Source organism: Sediminimonas sp. (assembly GCF_024637375.1).
Lineage (GTDB): Bacteria > Pseudomonadota > Alphaproteobacteria > Rhodobacterales > Rhodobacteraceae > Sediminimonas.
In genome coordinates this window covers 41,671-57,490 of record NZ_JAGXFK010000053.1, presented here as the reverse complement: position 1 = coordinate 57,490, position 15,820 = coordinate 41,671, and the positions used below count along the sequence as shown (strand labels likewise).

16 protein-coding genes are annotated in these 15,820 nt (G+C 69.3%); 10 read left to right on the top strand and 6 right to left on the bottom strand.

From position 1 onward, the window contains the following. Nucleotides 1–693, top strand: a 693-nt coding sequence (locus Q0L89_RS08980) for a hypothetical protein (protein ID WP_296764042.1), incomplete at its 5' end; no start/stop codon positions are given. A 39-nt stretch (nt 694–732) separates the two neighbouring features. Here the strand turns inward: Q0L89_RS08980 and Q0L89_RS08975 are convergent. Beyond that, entirely contained in the window at nt 733–930 is a 198-nt protein-coding gene (locus tag Q0L89_RS08975; RefSeq protein ID WP_296764039.1) for a hemin uptake protein HemP, read from the bottom strand. Next, nucleotides 927–1,088 (bottom strand): hypothetical protein, encoded by a 162-nt coding sequence (locus tag Q0L89_RS08970; protein ID WP_296764038.1) that lies wholly within the window; start codon nt 1,086–1,088, stop codon nt 927–929. The genes Q0L89_RS08975 and Q0L89_RS08970 overlap by 4 nt, the downstream gene beginning before the upstream one ends. A 263-nt stretch (nt 1,089–1,351) precedes the next feature. Between Q0L89_RS08970 and Q0L89_RS08965 the strand changes: the two genes are divergently transcribed. Beyond that, nucleotides 1,352–3,505, top strand: a complete 2,154-nt coding sequence (locus tag Q0L89_RS08965) for a protein-disulfide reductase DsbD domain-containing protein (protein ID WP_296764035.1) — start codon at nt 1,352–1,354, stop codon at nt 3,503–3,505. A 9-nt stretch (nt 3,506–3,514) separates the two neighbouring features. On the opposite strand, the gene Q0L89_RS08960 is transcribed toward Q0L89_RS08965, so the two are convergent. The 3 genes from Q0L89_RS08960 to Q0L89_RS08950 are packed head-to-tail and all read right to left on the bottom strand — an operon-like array spanning nt 3,515 to nt 6,114. Then, nucleotides 3,515–4,207, bottom strand: a complete 693-nt coding sequence (locus Q0L89_RS08960; RefSeq protein ID WP_296764033.1) for an NnrU family protein — start codon at nt 4,205–4,207, stop codon at nt 3,515–3,517. Between the two features lie 3 nt (nt 4,208–4,210). Continuing rightward, nucleotides 4,211–5,410, bottom strand: coding sequence for an NnrS family protein (locus tag Q0L89_RS08955; RefSeq protein WP_296764030.1), 1,200 nt, complete (start codon nt 5,408–5,410; stop codon nt 4,211–4,213). After that, entirely contained in the window at nt 5,407–6,114 is a 708-nt protein-coding gene (locus Q0L89_RS08950; protein ID WP_296764028.1) for a 5-formyltetrahydrofolate cyclo-ligase, read from the bottom strand. The genes Q0L89_RS08955 and Q0L89_RS08950 overlap by 4 nt, the downstream gene beginning before the upstream one ends. A gap of 81 nt (nt 6,115–6,195) precedes the next feature. Here Q0L89_RS08950 and Q0L89_RS08945 point away from each other — a divergent pair, with 81 nt between their 5' ends. From Q0L89_RS08945 to Q0L89_RS08915, 7 genes are all read left to right on the top strand, one after another. Then, complete coding sequence (locus Q0L89_RS08945) at nt 6,196–6,606, top strand: Rrf2 family transcriptional regulator (RefSeq protein WP_296764025.1); 411 nt, start codon at nt 6,196–6,198, stop codon at nt 6,604–6,606. Nucleotides 6,607–6,787: 181 nt separating this feature from the next. Continuing rightward, nucleotides 6,788–9,664 (top strand): monovalent cation/H+ antiporter subunit A, encoded by a 2,877-nt coding sequence (locus Q0L89_RS08940; RefSeq protein WP_296764022.1) that lies wholly within the window; start codon nt 6,788–6,790, stop codon nt 9,662–9,664. A 1-nt stretch (nt 9,665) separates the two neighbouring features. Then, on the top strand, nt 9,666–10,028 hold the full coding sequence (locus Q0L89_RS08935) for a Na+/H+ antiporter subunit C (RefSeq protein WP_296764020.1): 363 nt from the start codon (nt 9,666–9,668) through the stop codon (nt 10,026–10,028). Further along, nucleotides 10,025–11,581: a monovalent cation/H+ antiporter subunit D gene (locus Q0L89_RS08930; protein WP_296764017.1), complete on the top strand. Its 1,557-nt coding sequence runs from the start codon at nt 10,025–10,027 to the stop codon at nt 11,579–11,581. The genes Q0L89_RS08935 and Q0L89_RS08930 overlap by 4 nt, the downstream gene beginning before the upstream one ends. 21 nt (nt 11,582–11,602) lie before the next feature. Beyond that, on the top strand, nt 11,603–12,094 hold the full coding sequence (locus Q0L89_RS08925) for a Na+/H+ antiporter subunit E (protein WP_296764046.1): 492 nt from the start codon (nt 11,603–11,605) through the stop codon (nt 12,092–12,094). Continuing rightward, nucleotides 12,091–12,360: a K+/H+ antiporter subunit F gene (locus Q0L89_RS08920; RefSeq protein WP_296764015.1), complete on the top strand. Its 270-nt coding sequence runs from the start codon at nt 12,091–12,093 to the stop codon at nt 12,358–12,360. The genes Q0L89_RS08925 and Q0L89_RS08920 overlap by 4 nt, the downstream gene beginning before the upstream one ends. Before the next feature lie 9 nt (nt 12,361–12,369). Further along, nucleotides 12,370–12,750, top strand: a complete 381-nt coding sequence (locus Q0L89_RS08915; protein ID WP_296764012.1) for a Na+/H+ antiporter subunit G — start codon at nt 12,370–12,372, stop codon at nt 12,748–12,750. Here the strand turns inward: Q0L89_RS08915 and Q0L89_RS08910 are convergent. Next, complete coding sequence (locus Q0L89_RS08910) at nt 12,747–13,985, bottom strand: DUF4147 domain-containing protein (RefSeq protein ID WP_296764010.1); 1,239 nt, start codon at nt 13,983–13,985, stop codon at nt 12,747–12,749. The two genes, Q0L89_RS08915 and Q0L89_RS08910, sit on opposite strands and share 4 nt — an antisense overlap. Nucleotides 13,986–14,204: 219 nt before the next feature. Here Q0L89_RS08910 and Q0L89_RS08905 point away from each other — a divergent pair, with 219 nt between their 5' ends. Further along, on the top strand, nt 14,205–15,752 hold the full coding sequence (locus Q0L89_RS08905) for a cation:proton antiporter family protein (RefSeq protein WP_296764008.1): 1,548 nt from the start codon (nt 14,205–14,207) through the stop codon (nt 15,750–15,752). Nucleotides 15,753–15,820: the final 68 nt, after the last annotated feature.

Here is a 15,820-nt window from a genome sequence, read left to right as displayed (position 1 = left end):
GCCAGCGGCGACTACTTCCGCGTCGGCGACAGCGACGGCACCAAAAGCCTCAAGGCGCCCGCCGAGACCGGGCTCTACGAGGTCCGCTATGTCCTCAACGAGGGCAAACGCACCATGGCCAGCCAGTCCATCGAGGTGTCAGAGCCCGAGGTGACGGTGAGCGCGCCCGAACAGGTGCGCATCGGCGACCGCCTGCGCATTGAATGGACGGGCGCCGTGCATCCGCGCGACTACGTCACCATCGTACCGCGCGGCAGTCCCGACGACGCTTACGATGAGTACAAGCGGGTCGGCGGCGCCGGCCGGGCCGACCTGGCGACGCCCGATGCGCCGGGGCTGTACGAGGTCCGCTACGTGCTCAACGAAGGCAAGCGCGTGATGGCGCGTGCGGCTGTCGAAGTGCTGGCCGAAGATGCGCAGCTTTCCACCGGGGCGACCCTGAAAGCGCCGGACTCGGCCGCGGCCGGGTCGGTGATCGAGGTCTCGTGGACCGGCGGCAGCGACAGCGCCGACCAGCGCATCACGCTGGCGCGCGGCGGGCAGGCCGTGTTCACCTGGGTGGTGGCAAAAAAGATCGACGGGCCGCCGCCGGTCCGCCTGACTTTGCCCGACACGCCGGGACTTTACGAGTTGCGTTTTCTCGACGTCAGCGGCCAGGAGGTGCTCAGCCGCGCGCCGATCGAGGTCAAGTAACGCCGGGCCGGCCGGGGGCGCCTTCCCCCGGCCGGCCACCTACTTCGTCAGGATGAGCTTGCCCGCGCGGGTGATACGCAGCGTGTAGGCCTTGCCGTCAAGCATGATGCAGGCAGTTTTTGCGCCCCCGGTCAGGCTGCGGGCTTCGTGCACGGGCGGCGCGGCGGCCTCGGGCGTGGTATTCGGCACGCGGCTCTCGCCGGCGGCGCGGATGGTGCGCGTGTCGTGGCAGCTCATCGCCGGGCCTCGATCCTGTCGAGCAGGGTATCGAGCCAGCTTTCGCTCAACAGCCCGGCTGCCGGCGCCAGCGCCAGCAATTCGCACCACGCCGCCGCGTCGTCCCGGCGCGCCGCCGCATGCAGGCTTGAAGCTAAAGGTCGGACGCATACGCTCATCGGGTCACTCCTTGTCGAAAAAAAGCGCACCGGGCTGCCCCTGCGTCGTGCCGGGTTGGCTGGGCTTCCCCTATTTCTGACTATATCGCTCAGGTATGTCAACCAGATTTTCGCGCCACCATTGGACAACGGCCACACGCGCTCGTGACCACCCATGCCTTGACCAAGGCGCCACCGGCGCCCATTGGTCGCGGGGGACGCCACTGGCCCGCCGACCGGCTGGCCGTTACAGTGGCGCACAATCTGCAAGGAGCACGCCCCGCATGACCATGACATCCCTCTTCTGCCGGCTGGCGAGCTTGCTGTTGGCGGTCGTGCTGGCGGTGTCGACGACGGAATCGGCCGTGCGGGCCGCGCAGTCCGACGCGGTGGTGCGCGACACGATGACGGCGCGGCTGATCAGCGCGCAGGATGGCGTTGCACCGGGGACCGGCGCGCTTTCGGCGGGGCTGGCGCTGGATCTGCGCGAGGGCTGGCACGCCTACTGGCGCTCGCCCGGCGAGGTGGGCCTGCCGCCCGAAATCGACTGGAGCGGGTCGGAAAACGTGGCTGCGGCCGAAATCCTGTGGCCGGCACCGACGCGGTTCCGGGCCTTCGGGATCGAGAATTTCGGCTACAAGAACGAACTGGTGCTGCCGATCAACATCCGGCTGCACGATCCGGGCAAGGCGGCACGACTAAATGCGCAGGTGTCGTTGCTGGTGTGCAAGGATATCTGCGTGCCCGAGGAAGCAACGCTGAACCTGGCCCTGCCCGGCGGCACCGGCGGCGTCGATGGCGCCTCGGCGGAACTGATCAGCACCTGGGCCGCGAAGGTGCCGGATGACGGGCGCGAAAGCGGGCTGAGCGCCGGCGTCGCGGCGCTCGAGCCCGACGGCGGCGCAATGGTGGTCACCGCCCGCAGCGCCACGCCGTTTACCGCGCCCGATGTCTTTCCCGAACTCGACGCCCACCCCGACGCCGCCTTCGGGCGCCCCGATATCAGGCTGGGCGACGGCAAGCGGCTGATGTGGGCGCGCCTGCCGGTGCTTTCCGATGCCGTCGCCGCACGCGCGGCGGCGGGCGAGGTTCCGGCGCTCAGCGTCACGGTGACCGATGCGGGGCGCGCGGCAACGCTGCGGCCCGCGCCCGCCGACGCGGTACCGCCGCCACCTTTCACTCTGGCGCAGGTCGTACCGGGGCTGGGGCAATTGGCGTGGATCGCCGCTCTCGGGGTGCTGGGCGGGCTGATCCTGAACGTGATGCCCTGCGTTCTGCCGGTGCTGTCGATCAAGCTCAGCTCGGCGCTGAAGAACCATGGCGCCCACCCCGGGCGGGTGCGGCGCGGATTCCTGGTCTCGGCGCTCGGCGTTCTGGCCTTTATGTGGGGACTGGCGGCAGTGACGCTGGCGGCGCGTGGACTGGGGCTCTCGGTGGGCTGGGGGCTTCAGTTCCAGAACCCGGTGTTCCTGGCGCTGATGATCGTGATCCTGACCATCTTTGCGGCCAACCTCTTGGGATTGTTCGAAATCACCCTGCCATGGCGCTTGCAAAGCAAGCTCAGCCACGCCGACGGCTCGCCCGGATATGCCGGGGATTTCGCGACCGGCGCCTTTGCCGCGGTTCTGGCCACGCCCTGTTCGGCGCCGTTCCTGGGGACCGCCGTGGCCTTCGCACTGGCCGGGCGCGCGGTTGACGTGCTGGTGATCTTCACCGCCATGGGCGTGGGGCTGGCGTTGCCCTACCTGCTGGTGGCGGCGCGCCCGGCGCTGATCGGGCGGCTGCCGAAACCGGGGCGCTGGATGGTGGCCTTGAAGATGGTGCTGGGCGGCTTGCTGGCGCTGACGGCGCTGTGGCTGTTCTGGGTACTCGACGGGGTCGCCGGGCCATGGGCGGTGCTGGCGGTGGCAGTGCTCATGGCGCTGGCAGTGGTGCTGCTGGCGCTACGCCTGCCGGGACTGGCGCCGGGGTTGCGCGCGGCCGGTCTGGGCGCGGTACTGCTGGCGGCGCTGGCGGCGCCGGCGCTGACCCCCGCGCCTGCGCCCCAGCGGCTGTCAGGGGCCGACGCGGCGGACTGGCAGCCCTTCGAGCGCGCGGCGATCGCGGACCATGTCGCGGCAGGCCGCACGGTGTTCGTTGACGTGACCGCCGACTGGTGCCTGACCTGCAAGGCGAACAAGGCGCTTGTGCTCGACCGCGAGCCGGTCAGAAGCACCCTGGCCAAGGACGGGATCGTTGCGCTGCGCGCCGACTGGACCCGCCCCGACGAAGGTATCTCGCGCTACCTCGCCAGCTTCGACCGCTACGGCATCCCGTTCAACGCGGTATACGGCCCCGGCGCGCCCGAAGGCATCGCCCTGCCCGAAATCCTCAGCGCGCAGGCGGTGCTGGACGCGATAGACCGCGCGGCACGGCGCAACGTCGCCCAGGGCGATTGACCCCCCGCGCTAGCCGGGCCACGCCAGCGGCCAGGGCCAGGTCGGGCGCACCCCGGCGAACCAGGCATGCCCCCACAGCAGCACCGCGTAGAACAAAACCGCGAGCCCTGCGCGCACTACCGCGCCGGTCCATGACAGCGGCGGCTGCCACCGCGGCGCGGCCCGCAGCCGCGCCCGCAGCGCGTGCCAGTCGGGCCCCAGCTCGCGGCGCTTGCGCCGGTCCACCATCGCCATGCCCAGGACCGCAAACCCGGCGAACAGCCCGAAAACGATGACATGCGCCAGGTCGCCATTGGCGGCAAGGTGCGCCAGCGCCCACAGCGCCAGCGCCGCCAGCAGGGGGTGGCGCAACCAGCGCACCACGCCGGCGCGTGCCGGGTCGAAGCAGGCGTTACCGCGCCCACCGAACGAAAACGGGTTGGGCCGCGCCAGCCCGAATGTCAGCAACAGGCATACCGCCCCCATGACGCCGAACGGCAATGCCGCGCGCCACGCGGCCCAGTCCCACAACGGAACATGCGGCGCCCGCCCCGCGGCAACGATCACCCAGCCCAGCATCGCCAGCGACAGCGTCGAGTACGCGGCGGTGAACCCCCGCGCGCCCAGCCTGTTCACCAGCATGCCGCGCACCGGCGGGCGCACCGGCACCGCGTGGCTGAGCGCGAAGGCGGCCAGCGCCGCGGCCAGTTCCAGCCACCCCACGGCTCAGCCCGCCTTGCGACGCTGCACCAGTGCCGCGCCGTAGCCCACGCAAAAGCCGGCGAAGGCGCCCAGCCAAAGCGCGCCGACCAACCAGTATATCGGCGTATTCCACGCCGGCATCCACCCCGATGCAAAGCGCAGCAAGGTGGCGGCGATCACCGCCAGGTATATTGCCACGGTGCCGGGCCCGGCGCGCAGCTCCTGCCCGGTATGGCCCAACGTGGCGCGCGTCATCACCGCCAGCGTCATGGTGCCGATGGCCCCGGCCATCCACAGGTGTTGCGCCGCCGCCGGTGCCAGCAACGCCGGCCACAGCACCGCCGCTCCGAGCGCCAGCGCCCCGGCCGGCACGAAGGCGTAGCCCACATGCAGAACCCACACCAGCGGCTCGGCCCCGGTATGGCCCCCCGACCAGCGCGCCAGCCGCGCCAGGTGCATCGCGCCGGCCAGCAGCAGCGCGACACCCGTGGCCGGCGCCATCGGCCAGCCCAGCCACAGCAACAGTGCCCCCAGCAACATCGCCAGCGCCGCCTTGTCGAACCGTCCCATCGGCGGTGCCGGGCGCGCGCTGTGTCCCGCGCGCACCAGCCAGTTGCGGGTGAACGAGGGCACGATGCGCCCGCCGATCAGCGCGATCAGCATCACCGCCGCCGCCAGCCCCAGCCGCAGCCCCGGCCCGCGCGCGGCGTAGCCGTCCTCCCACGCCTGCCAGTGAAACGCCGCATTGCCGACCAGCAACAGCGCCAGGATGCCCACGACCGGCAGGTTGTGCCAGTTGCCCCCCGCGACCACCTCGCGCAGCAGCAGCGCCGTCATCGCCAGCGGAAACGCCAGGTCGATCGCCGCCGCCAGCGCCGGCGGCATCGCCCCCGACACCGCCATCGCCACGCGCCCCGCCAGCCACAACCCCGCCAGCCCGGCCAGCGGCCAGCCGACGACAGGCAGCCGCCCGGTCCAGTTGGGCACCGCCGTCAGCAGGAACCCGGCCGCCACCGCGCCGAGATAGCCGTACAGGAATTCATGCGCGTGCCACGACACCGGGTCGAGATGCGTGGGCAGGGTCAGCGCCCCGGTGAGCATCCCCAGCCAGAGCGCCATCGACAGCGCCGCCCAGGCCGCGCCGGCCAGGAAGAACGGGCGGAACCCGAAAGACAGGATCGCCGGCCCGCGCCAGGCGCGCATTCTTTCCGCCGAGGTGGTCATGGGGCGGCCCTCGCAGCCGGCTGCGGGCCGGCCTCGGTCACGATGTGATCCATGGCGATGTCGTGGGGCTGCGGGTGGATCGTGGCCAGGCATGCGCCCTGCAGCCCGACCCCGATCGCCACCGGGCGGCGCTCGAACGCGGCCAGCGTGCGGTCAAAATACCCGCCGCCGTGGCCAAGCCGGTAGCCGGCCGCGTCCCAGCCGACCAGCGGCGCCAGCACGATGTCCGGCGTCATCTGCGGCGCGGTCTCGGGCGGCACCGGGATGCCCCAATGGCCGCGTTCGAGCGCCGTGTCGGGCGCGAACAGCCGAAACGCCAGCGGCGTGGCCGGAGCGGTGACCACGGGCAGCACGATGGTGGCGCCGGCCTCGCGCCAATCGCGCAGCAGCGGGCGCAGGTCCGGTTCGCCCCGGATCGGCCAGTAACCCGCGATCACGCGCCCCGCGACACCGCCCGCAAGCCGTGCCACCAGATCGTGCAGGTGCCGCGTCAAGGCCGCATCGATTCGCGCCCGCGCCGCCTGGCCGGATGCCTTGCGCGCGGCGACGAGGCGGGTGCGCTCGGCCCGGCGCCAGCGGGCCACCGCTTGCGGCGGGGTCACCCCGTCGGGGCCCGGTGCCGGTGCCGACGCGGGCAATTCATGCGCCAGGCACGGGGCCGATGCCGGCGGGGGCGTCTCATCGCGGTCGTGTGGTGTGGGCATGTGATCCTCAATGCGCATTTGAAATACTGATTAAATCGCGCTATCCCCCATTGCAACCCCGATGAGCCACGGAGCGACAAAATGCGCCTGACTTCGTTCACCGATTACGGGATGCGCGCGCTGATGCGCATGGCCGGCGCCCCCGACCGGGCGTTCAGCACCGCCGAAATGGCGGCGGAATTCGGCGTTTCGCGCAACCACCTGGCCAAGGTGATTTCGGCGCTGTCGAGTGCCGGCATTGTCGAAACCCGCCGCGGTGGCGGCGGCGGCGCGACGTTGGCGCGCCCGCCAGCATGCATCCGCATCGGCGAAGTCGTGCGGCTGCTGGAGGGCGACCAGGCGCTGGTCGAGTGCTTCGGGCCCGGCAATACCTGCCTGCTGACGCCGCGCTGTCGGCTCAAGGCGCGGTTTGCCGCGGCCGAGGCGGCGTTCCTTGACGAGCTGGATCGCAGCACGCTGGCCGACTGCATCTACCGGCCCGTCCGGGCCTGAGCCCGCACGCGCGCGCGCCATCAACCGTCAACCTGGCGCCGGCATGCGGCACGGGCGGGTCCAAAAAAACGCCAAACCTGCTTGTCGCCTGCCCTTTCATCCGTTTATCACGTCATGGCGACAAGAAATTCCCGCGCGGATCGGCGCGCGGCGGCGGGGTTAACGGGAGGAACAGTCGCGCATGGACAACTTGCTGCCTGTGATCGCGGCGCTGCCGTTCCTGGGGGCGTTGCTTCCGGGGCTCATGATCCGTGCCGGGCGCGGCACCTGCGCGACCTACACCGCGCTCAGCAGCGGGCTGGCCTTCGTGCTGCTGCTGGTCTGTGCACCGGCGGTGATGCGCGGCGAGGTGCTGCAATTCCGGCTGGACTGGCTGCCGGCGCTCGGGCTCAACGTCAATTTCATGCTCGACGGGCTGGGCCTGCTGTTTGCCGGACTGATCATCGGGATCGGGCTGCTGATCATCCTGTACGCGCGCTATTATCTGTCGCCCGACGACCCGATGGGCCAGTTCTATACCTACCTGTTGCTGTTCCAGGGTGCGATGGTCGGCATCGTGCTCAGCGACAACATCCTGCTGCTGCTGGTGTTCTGGGAGCTGACCTCGCTATCCTCCTTCCTGCTGATCGGGTACTGGACACACCTGCCCGAGGGGCGGCAGGGCGCGCGCATGGCGCTCACCGTCACCGGGCTGGGCGGGCTGGCGATGATCGCGGGCATGCTGATCCTGGGCAACATCGCCGGCAGCTACGACATCAGCGTGATCCTGACGCAGGGCGAGGCGATCCGCGCGTCAGAGATGTACCTGCCGGCGCTGATCCTGATCCTGGTGGGCGCGTTCACCAAGTCGGCGCAGTTCCCGTTCCATTTCTGGCTGCCGCACGCGATGGCGGCGCCGACGCCGGTGTCGGCCTACCTTCACTCGGCCACGATGGTAAAGGCGGGGCTGTTCCTGATGGCGCGGCTGTGGCCGGTGCTGTCGGGCACGCCCGAATGGTTCTACATCGTGGCAACCACGGGGCTGGTGACGATGATCGTCGGCGCGGTGATCGCGCTGTTCAAGGACGACCTCAAGGCGCTGCTGGCCTACTCGACCGTCAGCCACCTGGGGCTGATCACCATGCTGCTGGGTTTCGGCACCAAGATGGCGGTGGTGGCGGCGGTGTTTCACATCATCAACCACGCCACCTTCAAGGCGGCGCTGTTCATGACCGCGGGCATCGTCGATCACGAAACCGGTAGCCGCGACATCAAGCGCCTGGGCGGCCTGCGCCACCTGATGCCGGTGACCTTCGCGATTGCCACGCTGGCGGCGCTGTCGATGGCGGGCATTCCGCTTCTCAACGGGTTCCTGTCCAAGGAAATGATGCTTGAAGAGGCGGCGCACACGGTCTGGATGGGCTCGCACAACGCGGTGCCGGTGCTGGCCACGCTGGGGACGGTGTTCTCGGTCGCGTATTCGTTGCGCTACATCGCGCATGTTTTCCTCGGGCCCGTGCGCAACGACTATCCCAGCCACCCACACGACCCGAATGTCGGCATGTGGGCGGCGCCGGCGCTGCTGGTCGTGGCCGTGGTGGCGATCGGCGTCGCGCCGTTCCTGGCCGAACCGCTTGTGCGCACCACCGCCCGGGCCGTGATCGGCAGCGACCTGCCCTATTTCCACCTCAAGATCTGGCACGGGGTGACGCCGGCGCTGTTGATGTCGGGCGCCGCGGTAATCGGCGGCGCGCTGTTGCTGGCGCTGCACCGGCCGTTGATGCGCGGCTGGCTGGCGGCGCCGCGCCCCGAGGCCAAGGTGATGTTCGACGCCGTCGCACGCGCTGCCACGCGTGCCAGCACCACGCTGACCGACGGCCTGCACAACGCGGCGATGACGCGCTACGCGGCGGTGTTCATCCTCACCGTGGTGGCGGCGGGGCTGTGGGCGTGGGGCGGTACCGGCGCCGGCCCGGCCGAACGCGCAATGCTGCCGGTGCCGCCGCTGCCCGCGGTCGGATGGCTGGTGCTGATCGTCGCCACCGCGTGCCTGATCGCGTTCCACCGCAACCGCCTGCTGGCGCTGATCCTACTGGGCGGCATCGGGCTGAGCGTGTCGATGGCCTTCGTCTACCTGTCGGCCCCCGACCTCGCGCTGACGCAAATCTCGGTCGAGGTGGTGACCATTATCCTGCTGCTGCTGGCGCTGAATTTCCTGCCCAAGACCACGCCGGTTGAAAGCACCGGCGCGCGCCGCCTGCGCGACGCGACGCTGTCGGTCATCGGCGGTCTGGCGGTCGCCGGGCTGACCTACACGATGCTGATGCGCGATTTCGCCTTCGACAGCATTTCGGGCTTTCACCTGGCCAACTCCTACACCGGCGGCGGCGGGAACAACGTGGTCAACGTCATCCTGGTCGATTTCCGCGGTTTCGACACCTTCGGCGAAATCACCGTGCTGGGTATCGCGGCGCTGGTCATCTTCGCGCTGACCGACGCGGTTCTGCGCGGCTCAGGCGGGCGCTGGCTGGTGCGTTGGGGGCCGGCCCGGAACGAGGCGGGCGACCGGCACCCGTTGATGATGGTCGTGGCCACCCGCGTGATGATGCCGATCGCGCTGCTGGTGGGCGCCTACATCCTGCTGCGCGGACACAACGAACCCGGCGGCGGCTTCATCGCCGGTCTAGTCGTGGCGATCGCATTGTTGATGCAGTACATGGCCAGCGGTTTCGCCTGGGCCGAAGCGCGCCAGCGCGCCCCCTACCATGCGATGATCGCGGCCGGCGTTCTGATCGCCAGCCTCACCGGGGCGGGCGCATGGCTGGCCGGGCGGCCGTTCCTGACCAGCGACTTCGGCTACATCACCCTGCCGCCACTGGAGAAATTCGAATGGGCCACCGCCATGGCGTTCGACGTGGGCGTATTCCTGACCGTGGTCGGCGCGGTGATGCTGGCGTTGCAAAGCCTGTCGAGCATGGCCCGGCGGCGCGGCGAGACCGTGAACATCTACCCGATGGACATCAACCCCGCACGCAACGGGCCGGCAGCCACTGACCCGATCGACGGAAAGGAGCACTAGGATGGAAATGCTCATGGCCAGCGCCATCGGCGTGCTGACCGCGGCGGGGATCTACCTGGTGCTGCGGCTGCGCAGCTTTCCGGTGATCCTGGGGCTGTCGCTGCTGACCTACGCGGTCAACCTGTTCCTGTTCGCCAGCGGACGGCTGGCGGTGAACCAGCCGCCGATCCTGCGTGACGGGGTCCACGGCTACACCGATCCGCTGCCGCAGGCGCTGGTGCTGACGGCGATCGTGATCTCGTTCGGGATGTCGGCGGTGGTGGTGATGCTGGCGCTCGGCGCCTACCTGTCGGCGCGCGACGACGGCATCGACATGGACGGCGACGACGACCTGGCAGCCGACGGAACGGAGCGCGGTCAATGAACCACTGGATCATCGTTCCCGTGCTGCTGCCGGCGGTGCTGGCCTCGGTCATGGTGATGTCGATGCGCCACGAGCTGGCGCTGCAACGGGTCGTGTCGGTGGCCGGCGCGGTGGCGCTGCTGGCGGTGACGCTGGGGCTGACGGTGCAGGCGTCGAGCGGCGCGATCCAGGTTTACGAACTGGGCAACTGGCCGGCGCCGTTCGGAATCGTTCTGGTGCTCGACCGGCTGTCGGCGCTGATGATCGTGCTGACCGCCGTGTTGGCACTGATGGTGCTGCTCTATGCCATCGGCACCGGATGGGACAGCCGCGGCAAGCATTTCCACCCGCTGATGCATTTCCAGCTGATGGGCATCTTCGGCGCTTTCCTGACCGGCGACGCCTTCAACCTGTTCGTGTTCTTCGAGGTTCTGCTGATCGCCTCTTACGGGCTGATGATCCATGCCGGCGGGCGGATGCGGCTGCGCGCGGGGCTGCAATACGTGGTCTACAACCTGCTTGGCTCGACCCTGTTCCTGTTCGCGCTCGGCACGCTTTACGCGGTGACCGGCACGCTCAACATGGCCGACCTGGCGCTGCGCATCGCCGAGATCCCCGCCGCCGACGCCGGGCTGATGCGGATCGGCGCGATCCTCTTGCTGCTGGTTTTCGCGGTCAAGGCGGCGCTGCTGCCGCTGCACTTCTGGCTGCCCGAAACCTATGCCCGCGCCCCCGCCCCGGTGGCGGCGCTGTTCGCCATCATGACCAAGGTGGGCGCCTACGCAATCCTGCGGGTCTACACGCTGATCTTCGGCCCCGACCTTCCGGCGACGACCGCGCTGGTGGCACCGGCGATCATGGTCGCGGCGCTGGTCACGCTGGCGGTGGGGATGATCGGCATCCTGGGCGCGCGCGAAATCGGGCGGCTGGCCGCCTTCGCCACCATCGGCTCGATGGGGACGCTGCTGATCGCGGCGGCCGGGTTCACGCCGGCATCGACCACGGCGGCGCTTTACTACCTGGTACACTCGACCATCGGCGGTGCGCTGCTTTTCTTTACCGTGGACCTGGTGCGCGAGCATCGCGGCGCCTGGGCGGGCGCCCTGCGCCCCGGCCCGCGCATGGCCCGGCACGGCATCATCGCGGCGCTGTTCTTCGGCGCCGCCATCGCCACCGCCGGGCTGCCGCCGCTTTCCGGCTTCGTGGGCAAGCTGCTGATCCTCGACGCGCTGCGCGATGCGCCGCAGGCCGGGGTTATCTGGACGGTGATCTTGGCCACCTCGCTGCTGGCGCTGCTGGGCTTCGCCCAGGCGGGCAGCGCGGTGTTCTGGAAACCGCTTGCCGAAGACGCCACGCCGCCCGCCGCGACCGAGGGCACCACGACGGCCAACGGCGCGCCGCTGGCGCACGACCACCCTGCCCCGGCGCTTGCCTTCGCGGTGGTGTTCGCGGCGCTGTTCGCGGTGGCGGCCCTGGCGGTGCTGGCCGGGCCGCTGACCGATTACCTGGCCGCGATCACCGCGCAGCTTTACCTGCCGGGCGAATACATCGACGCCGTCATGGCCGGCCGCTGACAGGGGGGAATGTGCGCAATGCTGATACGCAAGATCCTGCCGCACCCATACCTCACGCTGATGCTGGTGGTGGTGTGGCAGATGCTGGTCAACAAGCTGACGCTCGGCAACCTCGTGCTGGGGCTTGTCCTGGGGTTGATCATCCCGATCCTGACGGCGCCCTACTGGCCCAACCGCCCGCGGCTGGGCAGTCTGCCGCGGATCGTCGAATACATGGTGATCGTATTGTGGGACATCGTCGTGGCCAACATCCAGGTGGCCCTCATCATCCTGTTCAAGCGCAACGCCGATATCCGCCCGACCTGGATCACGGTGCCGCTGGAGCTGCACTCCCCCGAAGCGATCACCGTGCTTGCCGGCACCATCACCATGACGCCCGGCACCGTGTCGAGCGATCTGTCCGCCGACGGCCACAGCCTGCTGGTGCATTGCCTGCACGCCCCCGACCCCGACGCGGTACGCGAACAGATCAAGACCCGCTACGAACGCCGCCTGAAGGAGATTTTCGAATGATCCAGATTGCCCTGATCTTCGCCCTGGGATGCTTCGGCCTGGCGATCCTGATCAACCTTTACAAGATCATCACGGCCCCCGGTATCGGCGACCGCATCCTGGCGCTCGACACGCTGGCGATCAACGCCATCGCGCTGATCACGCTCTACGGGATTCTGATGGAGACCACGATGTATTTCGAGGCCTCCATGATCTTTGCCATGACCGGCTTCGTCGCCACGGTTTCCTACACGCGCTTCATCCTGCGCGGCGACATCATCGAATAGGGGGCGGGCATGATCATCGACATCCTCATCAGCGCGTTCCTGGTCGTCAGTGGCGTCTTCGGGCTTGTCGGGTCGATCGGGCTGGTGAAGCTGCCCGACCCGATGATGCGCCTGCACGCGCCCACGAAGGCCACCACGCTGGGTGTTGGCGGGGCGCTGCTGGCTTCGCTTTTCTACTTCTACTTCGTGGTCGGCCGGTTTTCGTGGCATGAACTGCTGATTACGCTGTTTCTGTTCCTGACCGCGCCGATCACCGGGCATTTCATCGCCAAGGTGCATATTCACCGCCACGAGCGCCCCGATACCCTGCCTCCCCCCGGCGGCGCGCGCCCATGGGCCAGTTTCGAAAGCGACGATGCGCGCACCCGCACCGAGGGTCACGAGCTTTAGCAGCCGCGCGGTGCCAGCGCCAGCACCTGCAGGTCGGCCACGTTGGTGCCGGTGGGCCCGGTCATCAGCAGATCATTCGACAGCGCCAGCGCGCGGTTGCTGTCGTTTTCGGCCAGAAGGGCGGCGGTATCACCGCCCGCCGCAGCAATGCGCGCACAGGTGGCCGCGTCGACCAGCCCGCCGGCCGCATCCGTCGGCCCGTCGCGCCCGTCGGTGCCGCCCGACAGGAAGGCAAAGTCCCGCCCTTGCCCCGCGCCCTGCATCGCCACGCGCAGCGCCAGTTCCTGGTTGCGCCCGCCGCGGCCATGGCCGCGCAGGCGCACCGTCGTTTCGCCACCGAAAAGCACGATACCGCCGGGCTCATCGAAATGCGACAGGACGGCCGCCGCCGCCTCGTTCACGTCGCCCGTCAACGGGGCGCCGTGAATACGCGCGCCGGGCGTTGCCGCCGCCATCGCCGCGACCGAGGCCGCGTTGCCGCCGATCACGCGGTTGTCTGCCTGTGTCGGGGGTGCGGGCCGTTCGGGGGCCGAAAGAAGCCGGCGCACGCCCGCGGGAAGATCGTCCCAGATACCCAGGCTCCGCGCGACCGCCCGCGCCGCGTCACGGTCGGCGATCGGCGCCGCGGTCGGGCCCGAGGCAACGACGCGCGGATCGTCGCCCACCACGTCCGAGAGGATGAGCGCCACGACCTGCGCCGGTGCGGCGATGCGTGCCAGCCCCCCGCCCTTGAGCCGGGACACCGCCTGCCGCAGGATGTTGGTCGCTGTGATATCGGCGCCGCTGGCCAGGGCCAGGCGGTTGACCGCAACCTCGTCGGCCAGCGTCAGCCCGTCGCGCGGCGCCGGCAACATGGCCGAAGCCCCGCCCGAGACCAGCACCACCAGCACGTCGGCCCGCCCCAGCCCGCGCGCCAGCGCGCTCAGCATATCTGCCGCCGCGGCGCCTTGCGCATCGGGCACCGGGTGGCCGGCGACCATCACCTCTGCCCCCGGCAGCGGCGCGTCGTTGCCGTCGTTGGTCACCACCAGCGTGCGTTCGGGCGACAGCGCGGCCATGGCGGGGCGGGCCATCCCCACCGCTGCCTTTCCGACCGCCGCCAGGCACAGCCGCCCGCCCGGGCCGGGGCGCGGCCGCGGGGCATCGGACAAGGCGCGGCGCATCGCGGTCGCGGGATCGGCAGCCGTCAACCCGGCCCTGAACGCCGCCATGCAGCGCGCGCGCAATTCAGCCATGTCGTGCATGATCTCACCTCGCCCGCTTCGATTGCCGGCCGCGCACCCGGTCCGGCGCCCCAGCCATACCGCGGATCGCAACAAAAGGTCAGGCCCTTTCGCCATGACGGGCACGGATAGCCCAGTTCGCGGTTTTCACCGGGCCGAAATGCCATCTATAGTCGCGTCAGCACGGAGCGCGCGCAGCGCCGCGACACCACATAGCCGGAGCATCCCCGCGTGTTCGAAGTGATCACCATCAGTTTCGCCTTTTTCTTCGGCCTCGCGGTGCGTCAGGTCGGCCTGCCGCCGCTTGTCGGGTTTCTCGCGGCGGGGTTCGCGATCAACATCTTCGGCCCGTCACTCGGCCTGCCGAAATATTCCGGCGAAACGCTGGGGCATGTGGCGCATCTGGGCGTGCTGATGCTGCTCTTCACGGTGGGGCTGAAGCTCAAGATCAACCAGATCGCGCAGCCGCAGGTGATCGGCGGCGCGCTGATCCACTTCGCCATATCCGTGGCGCTGTTCGCGCCGGTACTGGCGCTGCTCATGGGGCTCGACTGGAACACAGCACTATTGCTGGCGATCGCGCTGTCGTTTTCGTCTACGGTTCTGGCCGCCAAGCTGCTTGAGTCCAAACGCGAACTGGGCGCTTTCCATGGCCGTACCGCGATCGGCATCCTGATCGTGCAGGACATCATCGCGCTGGTGGTGCTGGCGATCTGGTCGGGACAATCGCCCAACGTCTGGGCGCTGCTGGTCTTCGGGGTGCCGCTGTTGCGCCCGGTGCTGCACTGGTTGCTGGATTTGGCCGGCCACGACGAGTTGCTGGTGCTGATGGGCATGCTGCTGTCGCTGGTGATCGGCGGCATGGGGTTCGAGGCAATGGGGTTGTCGTCGGAACTGGGGGCGCTGGCCATGGGAGTGATCCTGTCCACCCACAACCGCGCCAAAGAACTGGGCGCGTCGCTGTGGTCGCTCAAGGAGGTCTTCCTGGTAGGGTTCTTCCTGCAAATCGGGCTGACCGGGCTGCCGGATTGGGGCGCGCTGGCGTTCGCCCTCGGCGCCGGGGTCGCGCTTGCGCTAAAGGGCGGGCTGTTCTTTGTGCTGATGATCGCGTTCAAGCTGCGCGCGCGCAGCGCCTTTCTCAGCGCGCTCAGCCTGACGGCCTATTCCGAATTCGGGCTGATCGTTGCCGCCGGGGTACTGCCCGAGTACCTGGTGCCACTGGCAATCGCGGTGTCGGTTTCTTTCCTGATCTCGGCGCCGCTCAATCGCTACGCGCACCCGCTCTTCGATCGTTTCGAGGCCCCGTTGCGCCGCTTCGAACGCGACACGATTCACCGGGACGAGCAGCCCCGCAACATGGGTGACGCCGATGTCGTGATCTTCGGCATGGGCCGCACCGGCAGCGCCGCGTATGAGCAGATCGTGGCGCAGGGGCTCAGGCCGCTGGGGCTCGATGCCGACACCTACAAGGCCGAATCCCACCGGCAAGCAGGCCGCAACATCGCGTTCGCCGACGCCGAGGACAGCGATTTCTGGCGCAGTTGCAACCTTGGCAGGATCAGGGCAGCCATCCTTGCGATGGACGACCTCGAAGCCAAGCTTGTCGCCGCGCGCTCGCTGCGACAGCGCGGCTTTACCGGTCCGATCGTCGCCCATGCCCTGCACGAATCGCACCAACAGTCCCTGAGCGAGGCAGGCGCGGATTTCACCTATCCGACCATGACCCAGGCCGGCGTCAGCCTGGCCGAAGAGACCATGAAGGCGATGCGTGCCGGCTGACCCGCCAGCGGTATTCCTGCCTGCGGCGCTGCTCCGGACCGGGGCAATCCGGCTACCAACGCGGTCTT

Bases quoted from the DNA above. Each gene is read 5' to 3' on its own strand.
- Q0L89_RS08975 (WP_296764039.1), bottom strand. From the start codon at position 930: ATGAGCTGCCACGACACGCGCACCATCCGCGCCGCCGGCGAGAGCCGC.
- Q0L89_RS08970 (WP_296764038.1), bottom strand. From the start codon at position 1,088: ATGAGCGTATGCGTCCGACCTTTAGCTTCAAGCCTGCATGCGGCGGCG.
- Q0L89_RS08965 (WP_296764035.1), top strand. From the start codon at position 1,352: ATGACCATGACATCCCTCTTCTGCCGGCTGGCGAGCTTGCTGTTGGCG.
- Q0L89_RS08955 (WP_296764030.1), bottom strand. From the start codon at position 5,410: ATGACCACCTCGGCGGAAAGAATGCGCGCCTGGCGCGGGCCGGCGATC.
- Q0L89_RS08950 (WP_296764028.1), bottom strand. From the start codon at position 6,114: ATGCCCACACCACACGACCGCGATGAGACGCCCCCGCCGGCATCGGCC.
- Q0L89_RS08945 (WP_296764025.1), top strand. From the start codon at position 6,196: ATGCGCCTGACTTCGTTCACCGATTACGGGATGCGCGCGCTGATGCGC.
- Q0L89_RS08940 (WP_296764022.1), top strand. From the start codon at position 6,788: ATGGACAACTTGCTGCCTGTGATCGCGGCGCTGCCGTTCCTGGGGGCG.
- Q0L89_RS08935 (WP_296764020.1), top strand. From the start codon at position 9,666: ATGGAAATGCTCATGGCCAGCGCCATCGGCGTGCTGACCGCGGCGGGG.
- Q0L89_RS08930 (WP_296764017.1), top strand. From the start codon at position 10,025: ATGAACCACTGGATCATCGTTCCCGTGCTGCTGCCGGCGGTGCTGGCC.
- Q0L89_RS08920 (WP_296764015.1), top strand. From the start codon at position 12,091: ATGATCCAGATTGCCCTGATCTTCGCCCTGGGATGCTTCGGCCTGGCG.
- Q0L89_RS08915 (WP_296764012.1), top strand. From the start codon at position 12,370: ATGATCATCGACATCCTCATCAGCGCGTTCCTGGTCGTCAGTGGCGTC.
- Q0L89_RS08910 (WP_296764010.1), bottom strand. From the start codon at position 13,985: ATGGCTGAATTGCGCGCGCGCTGCATGGCGGCGTTCAGGGCCGGGTTG.